The sequence below is a fragment of the Pontibacter oryzae genome (assembly GCF_003576375.1).
Classification (GTDB): Bacteria; Bacteroidota; Bacteroidia; order Cytophagales; family Hymenobacteraceae; genus Pontibacter; species Pontibacter oryzae.
Genome location: NZ_QWGE01000001.1, coordinates 475,160 through 492,702, shown reverse-complemented (window position 1 = coordinate 492,702; position 17,543 = coordinate 475,160). Strand labels below are relative to the sequence as shown.

At 39.1% G+C, this 17,543-nt stretch carries 8 protein-coding genes; 6 read left to right on the top strand and 2 right to left on the bottom strand.

Features of this window, described 5'->3' with window-relative positions; all coding sequences use genetic code 11:
- Positions 1-199 precede the first annotated feature (199 nt).
- The 6 genes from D1627_RS02040 (at position 200) to D1627_RS02015 (ending at position 11,742) form a co-directional block, all read left to right on the top strand.
- On the top strand, positions 200-1,891 hold the full coding sequence (locus D1627_RS02040) for a class I SAM-dependent DNA methyltransferase (protein ID WP_119430541.1): 1,692 nt from the start codon (positions 200-202) through the stop codon (positions 1,889-1,891).
- Entirely contained in the window at positions 1,881-3,164 is a 1,284-nt protein-coding gene (locus D1627_RS02035; protein WP_119430540.1) for a restriction endonuclease subunit S, read from the top strand. Before D1627_RS02040 ends, D1627_RS02035 begins: the two co-directional genes overlap by 11 nt.
- A gap of 6 nt (positions 3,165-3,170) precedes the next feature.
- Entirely contained in the window at positions 3,171-4,346 is a 1,176-nt protein-coding gene (locus D1627_RS02030; RefSeq protein ID WP_119430539.1) for an SIR2 family protein, read from the top strand.
- Complete coding sequence (locus tag D1627_RS02025) at positions 4,343-7,519, top strand: type I restriction endonuclease subunit R (RefSeq protein ID WP_119430538.1); 3,177 nt, start codon at positions 4,343-4,345, stop codon at positions 7,517-7,519. Before D1627_RS02030 ends, D1627_RS02025 begins: the two co-directional genes overlap by 4 nt.
- Before the next feature lie 765 nt (positions 7,520-8,284).
- The gene (locus D1627_RS02020) at positions 8,285-10,324 is read left to right on the top strand and encodes an McrB family protein (protein ID WP_119430537.1); all 2,040 of its coding nucleotides are present in this window, start codon (positions 8,285-8,287) and stop codon (positions 10,322-10,324) included.
- Positions 10,325-10,329: 5 nt separating this feature from the next.
- On the top strand, positions 10,330-11,742 hold the full coding sequence (locus tag D1627_RS02015; protein ID WP_119430536.1) for an McrC family protein: 1,413 nt from the start codon (positions 10,330-10,332) through the stop codon (positions 11,740-11,742).
- A gap of 39 nt (positions 11,743-11,781) precedes the next feature.
- Here D1627_RS02015 and D1627_RS02010 read toward each other — a convergent pair whose 3' ends face one another.
- Entirely contained in the window at positions 11,782-12,543 is a 762-nt protein-coding gene (locus D1627_RS02010; protein WP_119430535.1) for a hypothetical protein, read from the bottom strand.
- Positions 12,544-12,585: 42 nt separating this feature from the next.
- Positions 12,586-17,430, bottom strand: a complete 4,845-nt coding sequence (locus D1627_RS02005) for a RecQ family ATP-dependent DNA helicase (RefSeq protein WP_119430534.1) — start codon at positions 17,428-17,430, stop codon at positions 12,586-12,588.
- Positions 17,431-17,543 lie beyond the last annotated feature (113 nt).

The window sequence follows — 17,543 nt, the reverse complement described above, 5'->3', positions numbered from 1 at the left end:
CTGCTCAACATTGATCAAGTTAAACCTTCAGGCCAATAGTTACTTAGGCCCAACTAAATTTTCTGTTAAAGTTTAAACTTGATTAAAGTATTCTATAATTACTATCTTGTAATGAACTAAGAGGATTTTCAAGGTTCAAGTATTACTGGCTTATGCATTGGCAGGTAATATTTCCAGTATATTTCTTAAAATATCAATAATGACTTTAGTTACAAATCAGTCAGTAAATACAGATGAGCAAAAGTATTTACAGGAATTAGACAAAAAGCTTTGGATAGCTGCCGATAAACTGAGAACGACACTCTCAGCCGCTGAATACAAACATGCTGTTCTAGGGCTTATTTTTTTAAAATATGTTAGTGATACGTTCGAGGAGCGTAGAATAGAGCTTGATAGAAATTTGCGTGACCCGGAGCATGAAATCTTCCTAAATCCAAATGATTTTGGCACACCTGAGGAATACGAAGCAGAAATCCAGTACGAGCTTGAAGTAAGAGATTCTTATACAGAGAAAAATGTGTTTTGGGTGCCTGAGCGTGCTCGCTGGAATAAATTAGTAGAGCTAGCAAAACTACCTGTTGGTGCATATCTGCCTTGGGTGAAGAAAAACCCTAATGGAGAGAAGTATGAAAAAATGAAAGGGGCAGATTTTCTAATAGATGATGCGCTAGATGCTATCGAAAAAGATAATTCTAAACTAAAAGGTATACTCAATAAAACATACACTCGGCTCAACCTAGACAACGATAAATTGTCTGAGCTGATCGACCACATAAATACCATCCCTCCCGCATACGGCTCTTTGCATGCCAAAGACATTTTAGGGCATGTCTATGAGTTTTTTCTGGGGGAGTTTGCTAGCGCCGAAGGTAAGAAAGGAGGCCAATATTATACGCCTAAATCCATTGTGACGCTTTTTGTGGAAATGCTCCAACCTTTTAAAGGCAGAGTATACGACCCTGCTATGGGTTCTGGTGGATTCTTCGTTCAGAGTGAGCGGTTTGTAGAAAAGTTTGGCGGCAGAATAGGAGATATTTCTGTTTATGGACAGGAATACAATCATACTACCTGGCAGCTGGCAGCCATGAACATGGCCATTAGAGGTATAGATTTTAACTTCGGCCATGGCCCAGCCAATACCCTTACTAATGACTTGCATCCTGACTTACGAGCTGATTACATCATGGCAAATCCACCCTTCAATATGAGGGAGTGGTGGAACGAAAAGTTGGAGGGTGATCCACGTTGGAAGTTTGGAGCACCACCACAGGGTAATGCTAACTTCGCATGGTTGCAGCACATGATTTACCATTTAGCACCGCATGGCTCTATGGGCTTGCTTTTGTCTAACGGATCTATGAGCTCCACAACTAGTGGTGAAGGTGAAATTAGAGAAAGTGTACTCAAAGCCGACTTAGTAGAATGTATGGTGGCTTTACCAGGACAACTCTTTACTAATACTCAAATACCTGCCTGTATCTGGTTTCTGACCAAGAACAAAGAGAGCTCTGATTCCAAGCGGGATCGCAGTGGAGAAGTACTCTTTATAGATGCTCGTGAAAAAGGTTATATGAAAGACCGAGTGTTACGCGACTTTACTGAGAAAGACATTGCTGATATTGCTGATGTATTTCATGCCTGGCAAACAGGCAAAGGTTATGAAGATGTTCTCAGCTTCTGTAAAAGTGTCAAACTTGAAGAGATTGTTAAAAACGAATATATACTTACTCCTGGTCGCTATGTTGGCAGCGCAGAAACTAAAGGAGATGTAGAACCCTTTGATGAAAAAATGAAGCGGCTGACAGGAGAACTAAAAACTCATTTTGATGCAAGTGACCGACTGGAGCAACTTATTAAAGAACAGTTGGGAGGGCTAGGGTATGGAGTTTAAAACGACTACACTTGGTGAGTATCTCCCATTTATTTATGGAAAAGCTCTCAAATCAACAAACAGAACAGACGGTGAAGTTCCAGTGTATGGTTCTAATGGAATTGTCGGAATACATAATGAGGCACTTGTAAATAGACCAGGAATAATAATAGGTAGAAAGGGCTCTGTAGGAGAGGTTTGCATCTCTGCAGTTCCATTTTGGGCAATTGATACAACCTTTTATGCTATAAAGGATGATCTTGATGAATTGTTTTTCTCTTATTACCTATTAAAACAACTTGAGCTGACTAAAATGAACTCAGATTCTGCAGTTCCAGGACTTAATAGAGAAAATGCACACCAGATTACTATCAATATTCCAAAAGATTTTAAGGACAGAAAGTCAATAGGTAGAGCTATAAGGCTATATGATCAGAAAATAGATAATTGTAGAGCAATCATTAAGTTGATTGAATCCATATCCCAAACAATTTTTAATTCATGGTTTAAAGACTTTGATCCAGTACGAGCAAAAGTTGCAGCCAAGGCTAGTGGTATAGATACTCAACTAGCTGCTATACAGGCTATTTCAGGTAAATCGCCTGCAGAAATTGAACAGCTACTCCAAAAGCAATATCAAAAACTGGCCGCCACAGCAGACTCTTTCCCAGAAGAATTGGTAAAAAGTGACGAAGGAGAAATTCCAATGGGGTGGGAATGGAAAGCGCTTTATGATACAGCGGAGTATGTAAATGGTTCAGTATTTAAATCCTCTGACTTTTCGAGTGAAAGAGATGGTTTTCCTATAGTGAAAATTGCGGAGTTGAAGTCAGGAATTACCTCACAAACAAAATTCACTGCAAAAGCAATTGCAGAAAAATATGCTATTGACAATGGAGCACTTCTATATTCATGGTCAGGTAGTCCTGAGACATCATTGGAGGTTTTCAAATGGTTTGGTGGCAAGGGATGGCTTAATCAGCATATTTTTTTGATCAATACTGATTCAGATGTTAAGAAAGCTTATATATACAATCTTCTTAAATATCTCAAACCAGAACTGATAAATATTGCTAAAAATAAACAAACAACTGGTCTTGGGCATGTGACTGTTGCAGATATGAAAAGATTGCGAGTGCCTTATCCTGATCAAGATGGATTTGAACTCATAGAAGATTATTTGCTACCCCTTTATGATATGGATTCAAATTACACTCTGCAAATTGAATATTTAAGGCAACAACGTGATGCTCTGATTCCGAAACTCTTGTCTGGTAAACTTCAAGTTAATTAAGAGCTCATGGAAAACAAAACTGTCAAAGATAACGAACATGCTATAAAGAAGATTGAAGATATCTTGCAAAGCGGTTATGTGAGTAATGGAAAGTTTAATGATGTATTCGATAGTGACCAATTAGTTTCAATAAATAGTTTGATTGGTGATAGAGATCCTTATGAATTCAAGCCAAGTGAAATTCTTTTCTGGGTGGAGAGAGGAACCTACTATGATGAATTAGACAATTTTCAAAATGGAGAAGCTCAAGAAAAGTTCAATGAGTTAATAGAGTATTTGTATACCTCAGAACAAGAATCTGTATTTGAAGAATTAAAAGATGCTATCGAACGTAAACGAGTGGCACCATTTATTGGAGCAGGTATTTCCAAGTCTTTTGATTTTCCACTTTGGGAAGAAGCATTAAGGAATATCAATGATAGTCTGGGTAAACTTAATGGTGTTGAAGATCTTATTTCTTCTTATGATTATCTACAAGCTGCAGAATGTCTTTTCCAATATAATCCTACTATTTTTAATCATTATATAAGAAAAAAGTTTCCATTAGGTTTAGAGAAGAAAAACGACCTTGTAAAATGGGGGGTCCCTCGACTATTAACCAAAGTGACTTCAGGCTGTGTGATCACTACTAATTATGATAAAATCTTAGAAGTAGTCTTTGAGTCTGATGGAAAACCCTTTCAAGGGTTTATGAGAGGAGTCAATCAAGAAAAGTTTGTTACAAAACTTATAAAAAACGATCGTTGTATTCTGAAACTGCATGGGGATTATGAGTACGAAGACAGCTACATTTTTTGCCAAAGTCAATATAGCAATGCTTACTATAAGGATGGAACAAGTGAAATAGATTTTACAAAGCCATTACCAAAGACTTTGAGGCAGATTTATATTAGTTATTCTCTACTGTTTCTTGGCTGTAGCCTAGAACAAGATAAGACTTTAGATTTATTTAACAACGTTAAATCTGAGAATCAATTTGACATACCAGATCACTTTGCTATTCTAGAGAATAAAAATCCGGAAGAGCCGCAATGGAAAATTGATGTAGAAAGTAGACTGCTCAGCCTAAATATTAGACCTATTTGGTTCCCAAAAGGAAAGTATGAGATGATAGAGCAAATGATTTCTTTAGCTCTCGACCTGATAGAAAAGAAAGTTAATTTTAAAAGAAAGAAGTCATGATAAATGAGATTGAGCTTGAAAAAGTAACCTTATCATGGTTTCAGGACAATGGCTACCATTACTTGAATGGGAAAGATATCGCACCGGAGAGTGAGAACCCGATGCGGATTTCATTTAAGGAAGTAGTTCTAGAGAAAGAGTTGTTGCAGTCTCTACAAAAATTGAATCCTGACATTCCTATCAGCAAGCTAGAAGAAGTGGTCAAGGTGTTAAAGAACCCAGAGGCAGGTTCGTCTATACAACAAAATAAGATATTTCACTACCAGCTATTGCGGGGTATTGATGTTGACGTTGAAAGGAACGGAGTAAAGGAAAAGGACCTAGTTCATCTTATAGATTTTCAGCACCCTGAGCGCAATAGTTTTTCAGTGGTTAATCAATTTTCTATCTCAGGGTCTAAGTTTACTCGTAGACCAGATATCCTTGTTTTTATCAATGGACTTCCTATAGCCATTTTGGAGTTAAAAAACCCTTCCAATGAAGATACGGATTTATGGGATGCTTACAATCAGCTGCAAACCTACAAAGAAGATATTCCAGATTTATTTATCTACAACGAGGCGCTAGTAGTATCCGATGGTATTACCGCCCGGATTGGTTCACTCACAGCGAAGAAAGAACGATTTCTCCCCTGGCGAACTATTGAAAATGAGGATGATCGGCCTTTGCTGGAGTATCAGTTAGAAGCCGTTATCAAAGGATTCTTTAAACCGGTACTTTTCTTAGATTATCTACGCCATTTTGTACTCTATGAGCAAGATGGAGATTCGTTGATAAAGAAAATTGCAGCATATCATCAATTTCATGCAGTACGAAATGCTGTACAGGCTACTATAGTAGCTGCCAACCTAGAAGAGAAATATCAATGGGCTGAACCTAGAGCGGATTATAGTAAGCGAGTTCAACGGGGATCAAAAAAGGCAGGAGTTGTTTGGCATACCCAAGGATCAGGAAAAAGCATTTCTATGGTTTGCTATGCTGGTAAGCTTATGCAGCAGCCTGAGATGCAGAATCCTACAATCGTTGTAGTAACGGATCGCTCAGATCTTGACGGACAGTTATTTAAAACCTTTTCTCAATCTGAAGAATTATTACGTGAAACTCCTATCCAAGCAGAAAGTCGGGAAGATTTGCGGGAAATTCTTGCTACACGCAAATCTGGGGGGATTGTGTTCACAACAATTCAAAAATTTGGTTTACGTGATGGAGAAAATAAGCATCCACAGCTCAGCAATCGGACAAATGTAGTTGTCATTAGCGATGAAGCTCACCGTTCGCAATATGGAGATAAAGCCAAGTTAGATACAAAAACAGGGCAATATAAATACGGCTATGCAAAGCATCTCCGCGATGCCCTTCCAGAAGCAACCTTTATAGGTTTTACGGGTACGCCAATTTCTCAGGGTGATAAAGACACTCGAGCTGTTTTTGGAGACGAGGTGAGTATTTATGATATTCAGGATGCGGTAGATGATGGCGCTACTGTCCCAATATATTATGAAAGTCGTCTAGCAAAATTGGATATTAATCGTGCAAAGATTGACAAGCTAAGCGATGAGGTAGAAGAGATAATTGAAGATGAGGAAGACTTGGTGCTGCGCGAAGGCACTAAAAGCAAATGGGCGGCTTTGGAAAAATTGGTTGGTGCTGAACCCCGCTTGAAAGAAGTTGCTGAGGATCTCATTGCTCATTTCGAAGGTAAGACTAAGCTATTGCCAGGTAAGGCCATAATTGTATGTATGAGCCGTGAAATATGTGTAAATCTGTACAATGAAATTACTGCACTACGGCCTGAATGGCATAATGAAGATCCTGCCAAAGGATTTATAAAAATCGTTATGACCGGTTCTGCTGCAGACAAGGAGTTGCTTCGCCCTCACATCTATACATCACGCACTCGAAAGGATTTAGAAAAGCGATTCAAAGATCTTGATGATGAATTGAAATTGGTAATCGTTCGTGACATGTGGTTGACAGGCTTTGACGCCCCTGCCTGTCATACCATGTATATTGATAAACCCATGCGTGGTCACAACCTGATGCAGGCCATTGCACGTGTTAATAGAGTATTCAAGGACAAGCCGGGCGGCTTAGTAGTCGATTACATTGGCATTGCTAATGAATTGAAAGAAGCTTTAAGGACTTACACCGAATCTAAAGGAAAAGGATCACCAACTCTTAAAACTCAAGAAGCTTACCATATTCTCTTAAAAAATCTGGATGCGGTACGTGGAATGATGTACGGCTTTAACTACAGTACCTACAAAACAGAGCCTTTAAAGTTGCTAATTCCTGCTGCCAACCATATTCTGGAAGAGCGTGAAAGAGGAAAGCGCAGATTTTTGGATCTGATGGCAGCTGTGAATAAAGCTTATTCTTTGTGCAGCACACTTGAAGAAGCTCAAGAGTTGAAGTTAGAAATAGCTTTCTTTAATGCCATAAAAACTGCATTCATAAAGAGTATGAATGTAGATCAGAAGCGTTTGAACGAAGAAAAGAACTCTCTATTAAAGCGCATTCTGGATAATGCTATTATTCCTGAAGGAGTTGATGATGTGTTTCAATTAGTGGGGCTAGAAAAGCCGAATATTGGTGTGCTTTCTGAAGAATTCTTAAGGGAAGTACGTCAAATGCCTCATAAAAATCTTGCAGTTGAATTATTAGAGAGATTGCTCAAGGATGAAATTAAAGCCCGAACGAAAGGAAATGTAGTTCAAGAGAAGAAGTATGGCGATCGTCTGATTGATACCTTGAGAAGGTACAACAATAGGGCTATTGAAACTGCTCAAGTTATAGAGTTGCTCATCGAAATGCATAAAGATTTTGTGGAGGCTATTAAGAGGGAACAAGATTTAGGGCTTTCGCAGGATGAAATCAGGTTCTATTTTGCATTGGCAGAGCATAATACTGGTGAGAATGCTTTACAAGATGAGAACTTAAAGAAAGTCGCTATAGAATTAACGGCAAGACTGCGAGAAAGTACCACAGTTGACTGGCAAGTGAGGGAAAGTGTAAAAGCCAAAATTCGAAATATGGTGAGAAGGCTCCTTAGGAGATATGGTTATCCACCTGATTTTTCACAGGATGCTGTTGATTTGATACTGAAACAAGCTACTGCATTAGCTGATATGTGGACGGTAGATGAAAGAAGATCGCAAATTACATTGTACTGATACTACATCTCATTAATGCTCCTTCTTAATTCTATAAATTCAGAATTACACAGTCAATTAACAAAACACTAAGCATATTAATAGAGATAAAAATAATGGGCCAGCAATGTCTGGCCCATTATTTTTATCTTAGTAAAAGGACGAGTATCGTTTTGAGAATAGTTAATATTTGGGAATAGATATTACTATCATTTTAGTACAAAATCTATGAATATTTAATCATAAAGTGATATATTTATAAAGCTGCATATTTGGTGGCTTTAACTTATACCTCTTGACAGTAATCGTAGTTTAAAGCTTTACTCGAACCATAGCTTCTATATGATTTATATATTAAATCTTATACCAACGTGAATTTTAGATACAAAGCAAAACCTGAAGATAAACTAAAAGCTGATTTTGATAGAAGAAGGCGAGAAGGGAAGTGTGGCTATATAGACTATCAAGAGTTCAAAAGCTGGTACGAATCAGCAGAAAAGGTATGTCACTACTGCGGGTTAAGGGAGGAAGAAAGCTAGGAAATTGTAATGACAGGCATCCTTGTTTCAAATCGATTTCCACAAAATGGAGTGCTCGGGCGTGGGCAGAGCCGAAGTATGTGGTTAGAAGTTGACCGACTGTTGCCCAAGGAAAAATACTCACTAGGCAACTGCGTTCTGTCTTGCTACTTCTGTAACAATGATAAAAGTGATGTGTTTCAAGGCCTTAATTATAAAGAATTTCAAGCTGACCGGTTAGGCTACCTTCTTAAACGCCTAAAGAATAATGGCTAAAACTAATACAGAATACTTCATTTTTGCTAACTATCCAACAGATGAATATGGCGATTCTATTTGGGATACAAAGACTATAATTCAAACAAGAGAGTATTATTTCCGACCTAATGTGCGCTTAGCGAATAAACCAAAAGTAGGAGATAAAATTATATTAAAAGAGTTTGAAACCAAAGTATATTGGGGTGAAGCCATAGTAGCGGAAACTAGTAAACTTATAATAAGCAATGGTGATAATGTTTTTCTTGTAAAGATATGCCACATAAAGAAATGGCTATATAATGTCGATAAAGACAGACTGCACTCTAAAATATCTAACAAAGACACAAGAGGTAGAATAGTAAGCATTACAGAGCAAGACTATCTTTTAATAAAACAGGAAATGGAAAATAATAGCGTCTTAAGTGAGGAGCGGCAAGATCAATTAAAACAGTTGTGGATTGATTTTAATGTAAACTTCAAAGAAGACCGGAAAGCAATTGAAAAAAAACATGATGCGACAATAGAGTCATGGCATGTTTATAAAAATAAAATCATTGACGGCTCTTTCTCATTAGACGACTACACTAATACGTTAAGTAATTCTGATGGATCGCTTGAAGGTGGGTATTTGTGTAATTTTTTAGAACGCAGCACTAGATCTCTGTTTGGTTCATCTAAACCAGGAACGGCAATTAACTTTGGAGTAAAACTAAACAGTGATAATACAACCTATACTATTGGTAAAAATAACCCAAAAGCAACAAGAGAAGAGGCGGAAAAAACTTTTGATAATGAAATAAAGCCTTTGTTCCAAAGTATAGTTAAAGCCACCAATATACTAGAGAAGGTTCGTGTTGTAGAGAGTAGCAATTTAGGAGCAAAGCAAATTCTTAGAAAGCTAGCAGTACTTGATCACCAGACAGACTTTATTTATGTCTACTCTGATGATGTAATTAATGAGCTCTACAGTGAATTTATTAATGGCGAAGAAAAGTATAACCTTGGTAAGAATGCTACTATAAATAGCGTTGTTCAACAACTATTTGATTTGAATGATAGCTCCTTTGTTGATCAGTACATCTTATCTAGCTTCTTGTGGATGTATAGTAATACCAAAGGTATTGCGGATGATAATACTCCAAATGCTATTCTATACGGTCCTCCTGGAACGGGTAAGACTTACGCCGTACAGCAAAGTCTAAATTTTGTTTGCCAAGGAGATCGAGATCGATATGAAATGGTACAGTTTCACCCCTCATTTACTTACGAGGATTTTATAGAGGGAATTAAACCTAAAGGTATTACAGATGGAGGCAACATTAAATTTGAGTTAGTTGACGGCGTTTTTAAACGTTTCTGTAAAAAAGCAAAGAAGCAGCCACATAAGAAGTTTTATTTTGTGGTTGATGAAATCAATAGAGCTAACTTATCTTCTGTTTTTGGTGAGACCTTATCAAGGCTAGAAAAGGACTATCGGCATGATGTTATATCGAACGACACAAATAATTTGATAAAAACTCAATATTCAACATTAATAGAGCAGTTAGAAAAAGAGGTTAAAACAGAGTTAGCTTATGAGTTGATAGATGATAATGCATATTTTGGTGTACCTAGCAATGTCTACTTCATAGGCATGATGAATGATGTAGATAAAAACATCGATGCTTTTGATTTAGCACTTCGAAGAAGATTCAAGTGGATTCGTAAGGACTGTAACTATGATGTAGTTTTTGAAGAAACTAAATTTAGAAATGGAAGTGGTTTTGATAATATAGAAACTTATGTTGAGGCTTGTGAAAAGCTTAACAATCATATTTCTAATGAACTTGGATTAGGGAAGTCATATGAGTTTGGCCATTCGTTTTTTATGAAAATGACAGGTATAGCTAAACATAAGTTAATTACCCCCAATAATATTGAACAGTTATTTGAGCTTCATTTAAGGCCGACACTAAAAGAGTATTTAAGAGCTTTGTACCCAGAGAGCGAATTAGATAAAAGGCTAGACGAGTCTCTAGCTAAGTTCAAGCAGCCTTTTTCCAAAAAGTAGGTGCCATGGAAGTGACTGTTCCTGTTAATAATCATTATTATGAAAATTCTTTTTTTAGTGAGAATGACTTAAAAAATAGATTTGGGACAAGAGGAAAGAAATTTGAAGCTCAAAAGAATAGGCTGTTTTCATCTGTATTTGAATTAACAACTCACCATAGCAATCTTAAAAAGCTTAAACTATTTGGATTCAAAGATCTAAAAGGTAAAAAGGAAGAGGAACGCTTAATTTTAAAGCTATATTCTAAAGAACATTTAGGAGGGGAAAAGCAGTATATAGTACAAACTGGATTATATGCAGGTGTTATTTACCACAAGGGTTGTAAGTTTAATATCACGACGAGATACGGAGATGCGTTTCTCCGAAGAATGCTAAATTTTGTAAATGATATTTACATTGATAATCAGAAAACTCCTTCCTCAAAGAATCAGAAAGTAAATGATTTTGAATTTATAATTGCCTACTTATTTATTCAATCGTTTGAAAAAGCTGCTGTACTAGGTCTTCCTCATGAGTACCAAACCCTTACCCAAAAGAGCAATAAAGTAAGAGGTAAAGTAGACATTAACACCTATATAAAAACTAACATTCCATTCAGGGGAAGTATAACCAGCACCTACCGCGAGCAAGTTTACATTCAAGAAGTAGTGGACGTACTTTATCTTACTTGCAAAAAGCTTGAAAGTAAGTTTGGTAGGGAAATTCACAGAAGATTATTGAGCATCACTCAGCTACTCAAACAGCACTACTCTGGGCGCTTTACAAGTAAGGATACTATATTGAAAGCTAAGAGCCACAGGGCTCTACATAACCCTATGTACGCTTCTTTTAGGAAGGTGCTCGAATATGCAGAAATAATCTTATTACAACTTGAACTTGATGCTAATGAAGAGCAGAATAGATTAGAGACTTATGGCTTCTTATTTGATATTTCTCAACTGTTCGAGCTATATCTAGAGAAGTTGCTTAGTAAGCACTTTAGTGAGTGGGACGTTAATTCCCAAGAGGAGCTGCCCTTATATAAGAGTATGTTTTATGGACGTAGGATGTTTCCAGATATTGTTATGAAACATAAGAGCAGTGGTAAAATAGCTGTCTTTGATGCCAAGTTTAAGACTATGCGGATGCTAAAAGATGACCTCGATAGAAGTGACTTTTACCAGATTCATACTTACATGCATTACTATGGTAGTAACGTTATGATCGGAGGTCTTATTTATCCATTATCTGAACAATTAAATTCTGCAAAGGCACATTCTGAGAGTTTGTTTGGGAACAATGAAAGAAAAGAGACAAAGTTTATCGTTGATGGTGTACATGTATCGGATGATATGGACATGTCTCATTTGATTCAACAAGAAGACATTTTTTTATCAAGGCTCGGAAAAAATTTAGTGCATGCTGACTATCTTGACTAAGAGCATCTTGCCCAACCATCAGCTAAACTTTAACTCAAACTACGCCTCATTTACCTTACACTCATATATCAATTTTTTACCTACTCCTCTTAGTGAGTTTTCACCTCGTTGGAAACAGGAAGAAAGAAGGTGCAAATCATTCGTATATTTCAATGCCTTACTCAAATACTCTAGCTCTTTTTCAGACCAAGATTCATACGCTCTTGGGTAAATAGTTCGTGCTTGGATAATATAGTCCGAAAGGAGTGGGGGACTCTTTTGTATACCTAACTCAGTGATTTTTTCTTTTAATTGATTAACTGCCTTGTCTGAGAGGGTACAAAAGGTCGGTTGCTCAAAATAATCAACATTTTCCCAAGGTTTTACTTTTGAAGAAGCAACTAGAGCTGTTGAAATGTCATGATTTTCTTTTGCCAATTGAGCTATAATTGGTTTTAAGGATGTATAGGTAAACTCATGTCTTAAAGAGCCATAAAGTTCATGTCGCACAGTCTCACTATTTTTGAATTGCTTACTCCCCAATAGATATTTAGCTATTTTACTTATAGAGGGTACCAAATTAGCAGCTTTCATAACTATTATCACAGCCAGCACAGTTTTTACATCCACTGGAGTTGTCGATTTAGGGGTCATTTGCTGATTTGGAAAAGGTCTTACATTCAAGGCATCAAGTGCCACCTGTAAGGCTCTGATAACTTTTCTCTCGTTCAATATTGAGTCATTCTCTAGAAATTCACCTGTGAATGGGGAACACCCTTCAGCCAAGGCATCCAGAATAATATAAGCCTCTTCTTTATTCATTTTGGCAGCTAGTATTGGAAGTAAATATTAAGTCGTATTTGTTTAGGTTAAACTTGGTGTAAATTTTTTAAGAATTAGCCTTGGCAAAACCACCCGGTACTCTTTCCCATCATCCTCACAATACCAAACTACAATATGCGCTATTTCGGCGTTATACAACCTATAATCTTGGCTTATTAACTTATCAAGCTCTTTCTTAAACTTTTGTGAAAAGACTACTACAGGAGTGCCTGAAACCGCTAGACCCTCTGTAGGTTCCTGTGATACCTGTAAAGCGGTGCCAGCCTTAAGTGGTTTTATAGCCTTGATAATATCGTGCCTCATAAAGAAGCCGAGCCATACATCCTTCATCGTGGGCTCTAGCTGCATTTCCAGGGGAGCTGGGTAAATGTTGTCATCGTCCACTTTCCTGAGCTGTGGTACGTCAATGTGGTTAAAGTAAGCCTGGTCGGTATGTATGTGCAGGGATTGCTTGGCTCGGGTAATGGCTACATAAACCACCCGCTTATTTGCTTCTGTTCGGAACGGGTAATTACGTAGCATCAGAAACACGTGGTCAAACTCTTTTCCTTTGGCCTTGTGCATGGTAGAAACCAACACTTTGTTTGCTTCCGGATAAATGAAATCCTCGGCACGTGCCTCCTGCATAAAAGCCAGCCAGTCTGACCAGAACTTTCGCTCACCAGCTGTGCGCTCAAATTCAGTGATAACTTCTAAGCTTAAGCTCAGGTTAGTGGAAGTGGCAAACTTCTGTTCAATTCGGTTTCGGCTTTTATCCCATTCCTCTTTCGAAATGAAGCCAAGCTCGCTGCTGATTTTATCGTGTATGTACCAACTGAAACATTTGAGCTCCAGTAATTGCCGCAAAGAGAACCCATCCTGCGCCATGAGAAGGCGGGTAGGGATACTGTTTTGAAGCAGCAGGTTTTGCACCAGCAAGGCCTCTTCGTTTGTATGCGTCAGTACGGCAACAGTACCTGTAAGCTTTTGTCTTACCACATCTTGTAGCAATGGCGTAACCAGGTCAGAAGTGGGTTTGTAGCGCGTCAGGCTGATAGTTCCATAAGTTTGCTTGTGAGCCATTAAGGGTAAGCCAGCCTTGAGCCTATCAGAGGAGAAAAGTTTTAGGAACTGGTTAGAAAACTGTACTAAATTAAAGCAAGCGCGGTAATTGGTGCTGAATAGGTATTTAGTTGCCTCCCGGTCACGCTCAAAATCACGCATAAAGGTTACCGAAGAACCTCTAAACTCATAGATGTTTTGGTCGTCATCCCCGACTACTATCACCCGTACATCATCGGCCAGTTCAATGATCTTGTTCAGGAAGTCATACTCCTGCTGGCTTACGTCCTGGTATTCATCCACCACAATTACACTCTTGCATTTAATCCGGTCAGCAGGAATGTCATCGTTCACCAAAGCTTCTGTGGCTTGCTTTATCACATTGTCTGATTTCTTTAAATCTCCCACCCGGCCCAAAAGCTGAAAAGCAAAGCCATGGTACGTATAAATATCAATATGATAGGCAGATTTACCGATCAACTTGTAAAGCCTTTCCTTAAATTCCGTGGCAGCAGGTCGTGAAAAGGTAAGCATCAGGAATTGCTCCGGTTTGATGTCCTCCATCATCAGCAGTGCTGCCACCTTGTGCACCAGAACACGGGTTTTGCCACTACCAGGCCCGGCACCAACTAAAATGTTAGGACTCTTATTATCTTTAATTACTTGGGTTTGATCTGGAGAGAGCGCAGCAAATATTTCCCTGTACTTTTTATCAGTAATCGGCTGCTTCAGCTTCCCTTTCTCATTTCGGAAATGCCGTTGTACGAAAGCCTCATAGCCTAGCCGGAAGTAATCGTCTACAAAACTGAGAGCCTCCATATGGTTACGTAATTGCTTTTTAGCATACTCACCAATGATATGGATCTGCTCTACCTTTTTCTCGTAATGCCGCTCTAGTTTGCTGTAGTCATCTATGGTGTATTGCTTTCGATTATCATCTACAATCCGCTCAATGGTCATAGGATTATATAGTACAAACAATCCACCTTCCAGTTTGATGGATCCTATAATGTGCAGGTACAGTAAGTCTGCCTCATACTCCGTAAGTGAGGCTTTAGGAAGCATTATGTTATTCAGCTCTACCTGCTTTTTCATTTCCACCATCGAAAATTCAAGGGCGGCATCATCTTGCTTCTTTTTGTTTGCAATTTCGAGTGCGTTCTGCTGGCAAAGCCACTGCACAACACCTGCTGCCCGATTAAGCCGATCTTCGATAGACTTTTTTATCGCGCTCTTTTCTTTGCGAAACCCAATTCGGTAAAGTAGGGTATGGGCATCGATCCGCTCCTTTTTGATGTAATGCTCATGCTCCCAGTATTGCAACAGGTTCCGGATTGCCTCTATAGAGCTGTTTTCGTGTCCTTTTTCTATTAGCTTTTCATTTATATCCCGTAGGTGTATCTGAAAAACAGTAGGAGCATCTTCTGAGGGTAATAGCACTTTTAATAGTGATTTCTCCAAACTGGCGTAACGCTGGAAGCAGCGCTCTGAATTCTTCTCGCTTCTAGTAGGGTTTATGAGGGCTGTCAGATCCTTTGTGTCTCCTAAAAGGCCCAGCTCTTTAAAGTGAAGCAGAATTCTTACTACTGTTTCTTTCTCGATACCCAGATGGTCAGAAAGCGTATCCACCATCGTGTCGTCTCTGGAAATCAGGTATTGGAAAATACGGATGGCATGTTGCAACTGATCAACTGGAAATTTGTCCGGATTTGCCTGTATGATTTTGTTAGCAGCCTCTACGTTTCGTACCAGTATGCTTTGCGCGAATATCCGGGGCGAGTTCATTTGCCTTTTTAAATAGCCAACATCCTCTAGTGCAGCTATCGCAGCCTTCACCTGTGTTTCCAGGTGCATGACGTCTGTATCCCACCCAGCCTGTTTCGCCAGCTCCAAAGCAGACTTAGTAAATTTCAGCCTCTTAAAATCTTTCACAGCTTTCCATATCTGGCCAACCTCTTTTCTGGAAAGTTTAGTCTGGTTTAACAGGGCAAAGTGGTCGTTCAAGTCGTTTTCGTCGAAAAGCAGGTGGCAATTGGCTTCCATATCCGCTTTTCTACCCGCACGTCCTGCTTCCTGCAGGTAGTTCTCCAGGGAGTCTGAAATATCGTAATGAACCACCAGCTTCACATTCTCCTTATCCGCGCCCATTCCAAAAGCAGAAGTCGCCACAATTATATTAGTTTCGCCTGCCATAAAGCTGTCCTGGATTCTGATTTTCAGGTCAGAATCCATTCTACCATGGAAAGCTGCTGCTTTTATACCCGTCTTTTTCAACTCCTCTGCAACATGCTCAGCAGTTTTAGTCCGGCTCACATATACAATGGCCGGCTCTATAACATCCTGTAGCAGGTCTTTTAACTGCTGCATTTTTGCATCTTTTCCATCAGCCTTCGAAGCTTTGTAGATCAGGTTTTTACGGGATGCACTCGTTTGGTACAGCTTCAGATCAAGGTTTGCCTGGTCCTTAAAATAGTGAATAATATCCTGTACTACTTCAGGTTTAGCCGTTGCGGTAAAGCAGGAAACCGGTATAGGGTGGGGCAGGTTCTTGGCTTCGGCAAGTTCCTTTAAGAAGCGACCAATGTATAGGTAGTCCACCCGAAAATCCTGGCCCCAGGAAGAAAAGCAGTGCGCCTCGTCAATTACGAATCGCTCAATTTGACGTCCTTTTAACAGCCGGTATATTGTATTAGAGCGTAAAGACTCGGGAGATATGTATAGCAAGTTTGCGCCCCCGTCCTGCACTATTTGAATAGCATCAGCCCGCTCCAAAGGAGAAAGCAACCCATTGATAGCGACAGCAGTAGTGATGTCAAAACGATTCCGGAGCACATCTACCTGATCTTTCATCAGTGCCTGCAGAGGAGATATAACTACAGTCAAGCCCCGGTTTGCCTCTCCTTTCATGAGGGCGGGCAACTGGAACGTTAAAGATTTACCACCTCCAGTAGGGAAAATAGCAACCAATGATTCACCTTTAAGTCCAGCTTCTACTACCTGCTGTTGCAATGGTATCTGCTCACTTTGCGTAAACTTCCGGAACCCGTCATAGCCAAAGTACTTTCTTAATCCCGCTACCGGTGATAGAAACGTTTCGCAATAGTGGCAGGCGGGACTTTGGCAAGACGTACCTCTTAGCTGTTGCAAAACTGTAACTATTTCGGGGAACCGGTGCAGTAGCCAAGGCGGGATGATGGAGCCTTGATTTGGCGCATTGATTAGAGCCAGCGCGTATGCTACAGGAACTGGCTGTTGATATATAAGCGCGTATAGGTCAGCGTTAGAGCAGATTCTGTTTTTAAAATAAGACTGAATCTGCTTTTCGAGTGGGGTTTCTTCTTTAGCTTGGTTTTCTTCTTCTAATAATTCAAAAAAGGCACCGAAGGCTGCTTCTTTACAAAGCAGTTGGATAATTATATCTCTTAATGGCAAAGGCAGCTTGAAGTAAGCAGCTATACAGTCTTCCAGAAGATCAGCAGCTATTTTTGAATCCTCAACAGGGTTGTTATAATGATCGCTTACTAGTTGGTAGTCTTTAATAAGCCGGTGGTAAGGCCGGTTAGGAAAGAAGAGCGGAGAAAGGTAAAGTGTATCAATAAACCGTTTGCGAAAGAAATTTTCAGAAGCACCGGCAGCTTTAAGAAACGGAAGATCGTGTGCCAATATATTATGGCCACAAAGGAACCTGGCACTCTGCTGATACTGCTCAAAATCGTAAACTGAAGTTGCATGCAAGGATGAGCCTTTAAACCATGCCCCAATGCTTTTGATTCGTGTTTTAGGTTGTTTACTTACTTCAAGATCAAAGAAGGCGACATTCTCCATCTGCTTTTTGCCTCATTAAATTTGCTTTCTGTCTGCAATATATATAATGTTTCCGATATATTAGGGTTGTAATGTGATTTAATCAAGATGTTGTATTTTGCTAATTTCGACTT